Origin of the sequence: Zavarzinella formosa DSM 19928 (assembly GCF_000255705.1) — a bacterium.
In the GTDB taxonomy this organism is placed as follows: Bacteria; Planctomycetota; Planctomycetia; order Gemmatales; family Gemmataceae; genus Zavarzinella; species Zavarzinella formosa.
The window spans coordinates 97,015-105,109 of the sequence record NZ_JH636454.1 but is presented as its reverse complement, the minus strand read 5'-3'; the positions used below and the strand labels follow the sequence as shown (position 1 = coordinate 105,109).

Here is an 8,095-nt window from a genome sequence, read left to right as displayed (position 1 = left end):
CGCCAAAAGGACCAGATTGAGCAAAGCGGTCTGAAAAAGCGGCCGGGCGGCGGACTCGCATCGCCCCCGGCCTGACAGGAGACGCCGGTTTTTGGGACCAGCAACGGACTTTGGTTCCGCGACCCTGCATGGATATTGATAGCCCGATGTGTCTATCGGAAGGTTTGAAAAACAAATATTCGCACAATTATTATTAAATTTTGAGCGAGGTAATCTGTTTGCACGGTGGCTGAATGCCGGTTACAGTCTTGCCTGACCGGTGGAGTTTTGCGTTTTGGAACCGAGTGGGCGACGGTAACAGGACATCCCCGTCAGTCTTTTCATTTCTCCGCCTGCCTCCTCACTTTCCGCTTGAGCCTTTGTGCAACTTGCACTAACGTCGGCCGCACTTTCGGGCAATGAAGCCCGGTGAGCGACAGGATTCGGTATGGCAAAAGCAGTAATCTTTGACATCGACGGCACTCTCTCAGACGTAACTCATCGGCTACATCACATCACGGGCAATCACAAGAACTACGACGCCTTCTTCGCCGAGGTCGGCAACGATCCGGTCATCGAACCCGTCTGCGAACTGGCCCGCGTCCTTGCACGGCAGGGATACAAACTGATCCTCGTCTCCGGGCGTTCGGACGTCGTGCGCGGGGAGACCGTGGAATGGCTTGGCAAGCATGATGTGCCGCACGACGAACTTCATATGCGAAAGGACGGCGATTACCGTCAGGACTTCATCATCAAGTCGGAAATCCTCGACGCTCTTCTGGCCGAGGGGAATGAAATCGCATTCGTTGTGGATGACCGCCCGAGCGTCGTGGCCATGTGGCGGGAGCGAGGACTGACCTGCCTGCAATGCCGCGACTGGGAAGAATCCCCGCCCCATGAGAAAGGCTTGTTGACCATCATGGTCGGGCCATCTGGCGCCGGAAAATCAACCTGGCTCGCGGGCGACGGCGCAAAGGGCAAAGACATACATCCTTCCCATGTCGTGAGCAGCGACCAAATTCGAGCCGACCTGTGCGGTGACTTCCGGGACCAGACAAGGAACGACGAAGTGTTCGCCGCCCTGCATGCCGTCGTGAAGGCACGGGTGTCGAACGGCCTCCCCACCGTCGTGGACGCAACGAACCTGAGACGCAAAGATCGTCTTGCAGTGGCCGCGCTGAATGGCGGCGGGCCGGTTCGGTATGTCGTGATCGACCGGCCGATGCCGGACAAGGCGCGGGATGCCGGGTGGCGAGCGAGTCTGCCCTTCGACTTGCTGGCGAAACATCAGCAGACGTTCAACAGCCAGATCAAAGACATCCTTAAAGGCGACGGCCTGCCAAATGTGAGCGTCGTTGACTTGCGGGGGGCGTTATGAGGCATCCCGCGCGGACGATGCCGTTTGACCAACTTTGGGACGGTCTGCAAAAGGCGGTCGCCGACAAACGCGTGAAGGAGAATGTCGGGCAGGACGGACTGCGACTGTACTGTTACTCGGAATCCACGGTCTACGAACGGGCGTGGGACGACGTGACCATGCTCGCGCGCGGCGTCATCCTCGACCCTGTCGCCAAGCGGGTCGTGGCCACGCCGTTCCCCAAATTCTTCAACGTGGGCGAGCGACTGGATTCCGTTCCTGATCTACACTTTGAGACGTTCGAGAAACTCGATGGCAGCCTCATCATATTGTTCCACCACAACGGAGAGTGGCGGTGCGCGACCAAGGGCAGCCTTGGTTCGGATCAAGCCAAATGGGCGATGAAGTGGATCGTGGGGCATGATCTTTCGGTTCTGGACAGGGACACCACTTATCTCGCCGAGGCGATCTACCCGGAAAACCGCATCGTCGTCCATTATGCGGACAGCGGGTTGTTCCTGCTCGCCGCATACCATGGCGACGGGTCGGAGATGAATTACGCCGACCTGCGGGAGACAGGGGAACGTCTCGGCTGGGCGGTGGCCAAAAGGCATGGCTACGAATCAATTTCAGAACTGCTTGCCTTGGCAAAGACGCTCCCCCCTTCCAAGGAGGGCTTCGTGCTGCGGTTCGCCAACGGTCTTCGGCTAAAGGTCAAGGGCGACGAATATTGCCGCATTCACCGGCTCGTGTCCGGCCTGAGCCCGCTGGCCATGTGGGAGGCCATGCAGGCGGGCGACGATTTGAATGTCCTTCGCCGTCAGTTGCCCGAAGAGTTCTGGAGTGACTTCGATCTCATAACCGCCATCCTGCGACAGCAAGCGGATGATCTGATTGAGGCCGTCTCCATCGAGGCAGTGGCGGTTTCCCATCTGTCCGACAAGGAGGTTGGTCTTCGATTGGCTGAGTTTCCCGACGACGTGAGAAGGTTCATTTTTCCCTTCCGCAAGACCGGCGGTGATTTGCTGTCAGGCCGCACGAAGGATCTGGTGTACCGCAGCATTCGGCCTGATGGAAACCGTTTGGCGGGTTACGTTCCGTCGAGCGCAATGAGCCGTGTATTCGAGTCAGCCATATGACCCCCGCCGAGCTTCGCCGCATCTGCGACTCCCTGAACGACGAACGCGAAACTGGCGGGCAATCAGAACTGGCGAGACAGTTGGGCTGGGATAGCTCCACCATCCGCCGGAAGCTGGCGGGCAAATCAATAATCACCCGTTCGGACGCCTTGGCGATCCGGGCGGTAACGAAGGAGGATAGAAACGTGAAATGAAGCATTATGCGGGAGACAGGACGCCGGACGGCTGCGAAGTGATGGTGCTGGACATGAACCACGAAGGCGGCGGGTACATCCTTGATCCCCGTAACGACCTCCGCAACCACAGTCCCGACGGATTCAACTGGGGTTACAGCGGATCTGGAGCATCGCAACTCTCGCTGGCCATTCTTGCTGACGTTCTCGAAGATGACTCCCTCGCCAACAAACTGCACATCGACTTCAAGAACAAGGTCATCGCCCGTCTTGATGCCGACCGCTGGACAATTTCCGAAGAAGACGTGCGGTTGGCCGTTGCGGATCTGGCAGCGGCGAGGAAGCGGTGAGCATGCTTGAGGCAACCGCAGGCAAATCGCTGACGGTCTTCGCCCTTGGCTTTGCCATTGCCGCCCATCGCGGACAAACGCGAAAATACACGGGCGAGGCGTATGTCGTCCATTGTTCCAATGTGGGGAGGATCGTCGCAGAACACACGAACGATCAGGAAATGATCGCGGCGGCACTGTTGCATGACGTTCTCGAAGACACCAACCTGACCGGGGAGGAACTGCGCGGCATCTTTGGGGATCGCGTCACGGACCTTGTGCTGGAAGTGACGGATGTCTCCCACCCGAGGGACGGCAACCGGGAAAAGAGGAAGGCACTCGACCGCGAGCATCTGGCCCGGTCGTCGCCCGAGGGGGCAACGATCAAGCTGGCCGACACGATCGACAACACGGAAAGCATCGCCATCCACGATCCGAACTTCGCCCGCGTGTACCTGGGAGAGATGGACAAGGTGTTGCCGTTGCTGCGGCACGGGGACGCGCGGTTGTGGGATCGGGCAGAGCGAACGCTTCAGATGGCTCAGGAAAAACTGATTCATCACGAGCTGGCTGGTTCGCGGGCGGTCAGCCAATGACCGGGCGTTACTTCTTCGAGGGCAAGAACGCTCACCACGCCATGTGCATGGGGATCGACCACGGGATGACCTTTGAAATCGTCGTTGACGGCGAAGTTCGGATTGTCAAGCCGGAGCATTGGATGCTCCAGCGGATGGACCTTTGCGCGCGGTTTAGGTTTTACGTTCACACCGACAGCTTGGGCCTGATTGAGCCACGGGTGGGGGATGTGTGTGTGGCTTGGTATCGGGTAGATGAGAAGCATCTCACCACGTTTCTTCATTGGGAAAGCAGAACGCAAAGAAAGCGTTTCATCAAGATCATCCAGCGCAACGGCATCGCCTTCATGTGGCCCGAGGTTGAGCAATGACCCCACAACGCATCCAACGGAAGCGAACCAAAGGCTGGAAGATGCCGCAGAATACTGTCTGCGTCACGCGGGGTACTCGATGGGGGAACCCTTTCAAAGTGGAGGTGTTCGGCCGCGAACTGGCGATCCGTCTCTTTCGCAACACCTTGCGCGGCATCTGGAACCCGTCGATCCTGAAGCACCTCGATGACGCTCTTTGCGGCGAAGCATACCGGCTGTACCATGGGTTCATGGAAAGAATCGGGAACCATCCCCTGGAGCATGTCGCTGAGCTACGGGGGAAGAACCTCGCCTGCTGGTGTCCGTTGGAAGATGGTGACGGAAATCGCGTGCCGTGCCACGCGGATGTTTTGCTGGAACTGGCCAACGCCGGGGAAGACGAATGACCCCACTCCTCTACGTCTTCGCCGCCTGTATAGCCGTCGATGGTGACACGATCAAATGCGACGGGGGACGGGGCCGCTTGGCGAGGATTGATTCCGTTGAACGCGGGGAACCTGGCTTCCAGGAGGCCAAGGATCACATGGCCCTGCTCATCCGGGGCAAGGAGGTGCGGTGCCTTGTGAAACGTCGTGAGAAGTACGGTCGGCTTTTGGGTGAATGCTCTATGTCCGGCGTGCCTTCATTGAGCGATGAAATCGCTCGCCTCGGGGCTGGCTGAACGGTATCGGGAAAATAGAAGAGCAGCCGCCATGACGTGTTTGAGTGAGCGGCAGAACGCGGTCAAATTACCTGAGGTTATCCAAAGAGCCGGTTTGTGAAGGCAATTCTTCCGCGTCTCGCATGAGAATGTCTTGGGCGATCCTAATTGCTGCGTCAGTCGCATTGGGGTTCCCCACCGCAAAGCAAAGCAAAAACAAAGGCGAGCCTCTGGTGTTGCGCAGGGTGTATGGGTTCCGGGCAACGCCGGCAAAAATCGTCGCCAGGCGCCGGTTGAAGTATTCCCCAATGAGATCCATGTCGGCCACTTTTTCTCGCTCGTCCGGAGCCGGGTCGAACAGCCCGCCACTGATCTTGGGAAAGAACACGTCATACCATTCCGGTTCCCCGAACATGATGTCCAAGCGGCGCCGCCACCCCGCGGGAATGTTCCCGTCCCGCTTGAGGAGGCGGTTCACGGCGCTGACCGGGAAGAGAATCCAAGTGTCGATTGCCTTTGTGTCGGCAACCGCCTTGAGGGTGTCCCATGTGACCTGCAATCCAAAGGGGTCCAAAAACAAGACCGCCCGCCGCGATTGCCAGGAGCCGCCGCAAAGCTGCTGAAGATAGGTGTTCGCGTCCTCGGTTTCGATGGAGATGCGATCACGCTTCGATGGAAACTCGCTCTTGAGTTTTTCCAATTCGACGGCCTTCTGGGGAGACTTTTCAATGAAGATATATTTGTGGAACGGCGGCCAGATGTCGAGCGCGATGCGAGCTGATCCGTCAAGAAAGGCAGCCACATCCGGTACGTCCTCGGCCGGATAGAGACTCGCTCCTTCGTCGGCTTCAGGCGCTTTGAGTTCGTGGTAGCCGGTGCCCGCGAAGCCGTCGATGTAGTCGAACTGAAAGGGGCGGTCTCTGAGAATTTGAGTGTACGCCCCGAGGTATTTCCGCACCCGGACAAGCTTGTCCTGGGTCCAGCTTTTGTCCCCGAACTGCTGCAATGACGAGATCAAGGCGAGTCTCCCTGAACGCGGAAATCAGATCAGATTCAATTCAAATCGTTGAAGTTGATCGAGTCGAACACGAGTCTCGGAAATACTATGCGGACTGGCGGGAGGAATGGCGTCGTGCGTGCGGCCATCCAAGATGCGTCCCGTCAAACTCTTTCTCACGCCGCCCCATTGTTTGAAGAAAAAGTCAACTCCGGCGGCTTCGCACTGATCGCGAAGGCTGCGAACCCAATCCTCACGCATCGGTCTCGCGCCATTCCCGCTTTCCCCGCCGACAATGACCCATGAAATTCCGGTCAGGTCAATCTCGCCAAGGTCTTCAAGCAACGGTTCGACCGACAAGAAGCGAACGGTGGCGGGTGTGTCACGAAGGTGATCTATCCGGGGCAGGCCGTGCTTCCGATTTTCCACGCTCACCCCCCACCAAACATGTGGTTCGGCGGCTAGGTCGCTGAGTTGCGAGTTCAAAAGGTCTCGCAGCCGCTCTGATCGCTTCGTCAGGACTTGGTAGGTGTGCCAGTTAGCGACCTGCATGATTTTCGCGACTTTGCCGATGTATTCATCAGGAACATCCTTGTGGAACAGGTCGCTCATAGAGTTGACAAAAACCATCTTGGATTTTGTCCAGCGAAGCGGTTCGCCGAGTTTTTCGGGAACAAGCCGAAGATCAAAGCCTTGTCCGTACGGATGGTTCGGGACGCCCCGGAATCGCTCGGCAAAGGTGGAGGCATAGCAGAACTTGCAGCCTGGGCTGATTTTATCGCAACCTCTGACGGGGTTCCATGTCGCATCCGTCCATTCGATCTTGGACTTGTCGCTCATGGCCGTCCTCCTGCTTGTGAACTTTTGTTCAACTTAGCGGGTTTTTCCTTCCGTGCCAATTACTTTCTTCACCGTCGGCTGTCGCAGCTCACATCGCGTTGGGGTATGCAGTCGAATGACGCCTCAACGCGATGTGAGCGGAGACAGACGGCGGTTCTTTACCCTTCACCAGAGGCGAGAGCAGACACGGAGCGTTGGGGGTTATCTTCCTAACTCCATCACCCCCATCAGCACCACGCACCCCAGCGTCACGGCCAGCACAGTGGCGAATCCCCCATCCGAAGGCATGGCTTTGCCATTGAACTGATTCAATCCCTTCAGCACCCTCATCTTCTCGCTTTGGACCAGGCGGCGGTTGTAGTTGTTCAGGCGGGGTCCGATGGTCATTGCGTGGCCCATTCCGAGAGGGCTTTGTGACGGGCCGCGCACGCCCGGTACATGGCGGCGTCATCCACGCAGACTTGCAAAAGCTCTCCCAGGTCAGCGATGGCCACCGTCGTCAATTCGGGGCATTCAGCGGTCAGGTTGGCCGGCGGCTTTGCCCGTGCGGGCGGAATTGAAGAGTGACAGGCCTGAAGCAGGCAAAGGGCAGCGATAGGAAGCATTGCGGGTTTCACGGGTCATCCTCCCTTGGAGATCGCGGTTTTCCTTGCTCTGGCGGGCAAGCTCCAGCTCCAGAGCGGACGAGTAATCGTTGGCCTTGGCGATGTCGGCGGCCTGGCGTTCCAGTGCCGCCTGCACGGCTTTCTTCTCGGAGGCATCCCATCTCCACCCCTGCACGGTCCAGCCCGTTCCGAACGCGGCGACGGCCACGGCGAGGAGGAGGTAATTAGTGGGGATCGCAGGAATCATTTTTGCCGACCCATTGCTTGGCGAGTTCGTAGAGTTTGGTCTTCAGCCACTTCACGCCGGGCAGGTCGAAAACCAGCACGACGAGGAGTGAGAGGCCGATGGTAGCCCAGTCGATTTGTTCGCGCAACACCATGTATCCCACAAGCGCGTAACCGGCGAGATGACGGATATTGCGGCCGTATTTCACGAAAGGAACAGCCGACGCTCGGCCTCCCTGCGTTTCGTCAGCCCCTCAAGCTCTTTCCCCCCGGCCTTGTTCCACATGAGCAGACGGTCGGCGAACTCGGCGTACTGGCCGCGATTGAGGCAGTTGAGCGTTTTGGTGCCGACGAGTTTTTGGGCGCCAACATTAAACACAAACGAGGTCATTGCGGAGAACTGATTTTCATTCAATGCCACACGGACAATACGGCTGACGCCTTGCTCGGCAATGGCCACGTCCCGTTCCAGGAACATCTCGGCGGTGGCCTCGCTGATCGGGCCCATGTCCATGCGGACGCCGGTGGTGTGGCCATGTCCGATTGTGGGAATTCCCGCCGCGTCAAGGTACGGCTTCAGGCTCAGCCCCTCGGCGTCCCTGATGATCTCTAGTCCCACCTCGTTGCATCTCATTGGCCGCCCCTCATGATGTTGAAGATCATCTGCGGCATCTGGTCGAGCTTGGCATCCACGGCCTCGATCTTGGAGTGAACGCGGTCGAGGGTGTGCTGCATCTTGCTTTCCAGGGTGCGGGTGTCGTCCTTGGTGGTGTAATTCTCGGAGACGTGGGCGCGGAGCCGGGCGATGTCCACCTGGTTCTCCTTGCCGATGTCGATGGCCTTGGACGAACGGCCGTTGATGTAG

Annotated in this window: 15 protein-coding genes; 8 read left to right on the top strand and 7 right to left on the bottom strand. The window is 58.3% G+C overall.

The window, feature by feature from the left end:
* Positions 1-427 precede the first annotated feature (427 nt).
* Genes BGIM_RS59570 through BGIM_RS0145795 form a run of 8 tightly spaced genes read left to right on the top strand, consistent with a single transcriptional unit; the run spans position 428 to position 4,584 of the window.
* Positions 428-1,357 (top strand): phosphatase domain-containing protein, encoded by a 930-nt coding sequence (locus BGIM_RS59570; protein ID WP_020476284.1) that lies wholly within the window; start codon positions 428-430, stop codon positions 1,355-1,357.
* Entirely contained in the window at positions 1,354-2,475 is a 1,122-nt protein-coding gene (locus tag BGIM_RS0145825) for a T4 RnlA family RNA ligase (RefSeq protein WP_020476283.1), read from the top strand. The genes BGIM_RS59570 and BGIM_RS0145825 overlap by 4 nt, the downstream gene beginning before the upstream one ends.
* A complete protein-coding gene (locus BGIM_RS0145820) occupies positions 2,472-2,669 on the top strand; it encodes a hypothetical protein (protein WP_020476282.1) in 198 nt (65 codons plus the stop codon). The genes BGIM_RS0145825 and BGIM_RS0145820 overlap by 4 nt, the downstream gene beginning before the upstream one ends.
* Positions 2,666-2,998: a DUF6166 domain-containing protein gene (locus BGIM_RS59565; protein ID WP_020476281.1), complete on the top strand. Its 333-nt coding sequence runs from the start codon at positions 2,666-2,668 to the stop codon at positions 2,996-2,998. Before BGIM_RS0145820 ends, BGIM_RS59565 begins: the two co-directional genes overlap by 4 nt.
* A gap of 2 nt (positions 2,999-3,000) precedes the next feature.
* The gene (locus tag BGIM_RS0145810) at positions 3,001-3,573 is read left to right on the top strand and encodes an HD domain-containing protein (protein WP_020476280.1); all 573 of its coding nucleotides are present in this window, start codon (positions 3,001-3,003) and stop codon (positions 3,571-3,573) included.
* On the top strand, positions 3,570-3,923 hold the full coding sequence (locus BGIM_RS0145805) for a hypothetical protein (RefSeq protein WP_020476279.1): 354 nt from the start codon (positions 3,570-3,572) through the stop codon (positions 3,921-3,923). Before BGIM_RS0145810 ends, BGIM_RS0145805 begins: the two co-directional genes overlap by 4 nt.
* Positions 3,920-4,309 (top strand): DUF4326 domain-containing protein, encoded by a 390-nt coding sequence (locus tag BGIM_RS0145800; RefSeq protein ID WP_020476278.1) that lies wholly within the window; start codon positions 3,920-3,922, stop codon positions 4,307-4,309. Before BGIM_RS0145805 ends, BGIM_RS0145800 begins: the two co-directional genes overlap by 4 nt.
* A complete protein-coding gene (locus BGIM_RS0145795) occupies positions 4,306-4,584 on the top strand; it encodes a thermonuclease family protein (protein ID WP_020476277.1) in 279 nt (92 codons plus the stop codon). The genes BGIM_RS0145800 and BGIM_RS0145795 overlap by 4 nt, the downstream gene beginning before the upstream one ends.
* 67 nt (positions 4,585-4,651) lie before the next feature.
* Here the strand turns inward: BGIM_RS0145795 and BGIM_RS56225 are convergent, their stop codons facing one another.
* The 7 genes from BGIM_RS56225 to BGIM_RS0145755 form a co-directional block, all read right to left on the bottom strand.
* Positions 4,652-5,581: a three-Cys-motif partner protein TcmP gene (locus BGIM_RS56225; protein WP_020476276.1), complete on the bottom strand. Its 930-nt coding sequence runs from the start codon at positions 5,579-5,581 to the stop codon at positions 4,652-4,654.
* 24 nt (positions 5,582-5,605) lie between these two features.
* On the bottom strand, positions 5,606-6,400 hold the full coding sequence (locus tag BGIM_RS0145785; RefSeq protein WP_020476275.1) for a DUF5131 family protein: 795 nt from the start codon (positions 6,398-6,400) through the stop codon (positions 5,606-5,608).
* A 201-nt stretch (positions 6,401-6,601) separates the two neighbouring features.
* Entirely contained in the window at positions 6,602-6,787 is a 186-nt protein-coding gene (locus BGIM_RS0145780) for a hypothetical protein (protein WP_020476274.1), read from the bottom strand.
* Positions 6,788-6,913: 126 nt separating this feature from the next.
* Positions 6,914-7,252, bottom strand: a complete 339-nt coding sequence (locus BGIM_RS0145770) for a hypothetical protein (RefSeq protein WP_020476272.1) — start codon at positions 7,250-7,252, stop codon at positions 6,914-6,916.
* Positions 7,230-7,439, bottom strand: coding sequence for a hypothetical protein (locus BGIM_RS0145765; RefSeq protein ID WP_020476271.1), 210 nt, complete (start codon positions 7,437-7,439; stop codon positions 7,230-7,232). The genes BGIM_RS0145770 and BGIM_RS0145765 overlap by 23 nt, the downstream gene beginning before the upstream one ends.
* On the bottom strand, positions 7,436-7,864 hold the full coding sequence (locus BGIM_RS0145760) for a lysozyme (protein ID WP_020476270.1): 429 nt from the start codon (positions 7,862-7,864) through the stop codon (positions 7,436-7,438). The genes BGIM_RS0145765 and BGIM_RS0145760 overlap by 4 nt, the downstream gene beginning before the upstream one ends.
* A partial coding sequence (locus BGIM_RS0145755; protein WP_084760657.1) for a hypothetical protein occupies positions 7,861-8,095 on the bottom strand: 235 nt, incomplete at its 5' end. The genes BGIM_RS0145760 and BGIM_RS0145755, both read right to left, overlap by 4 nt.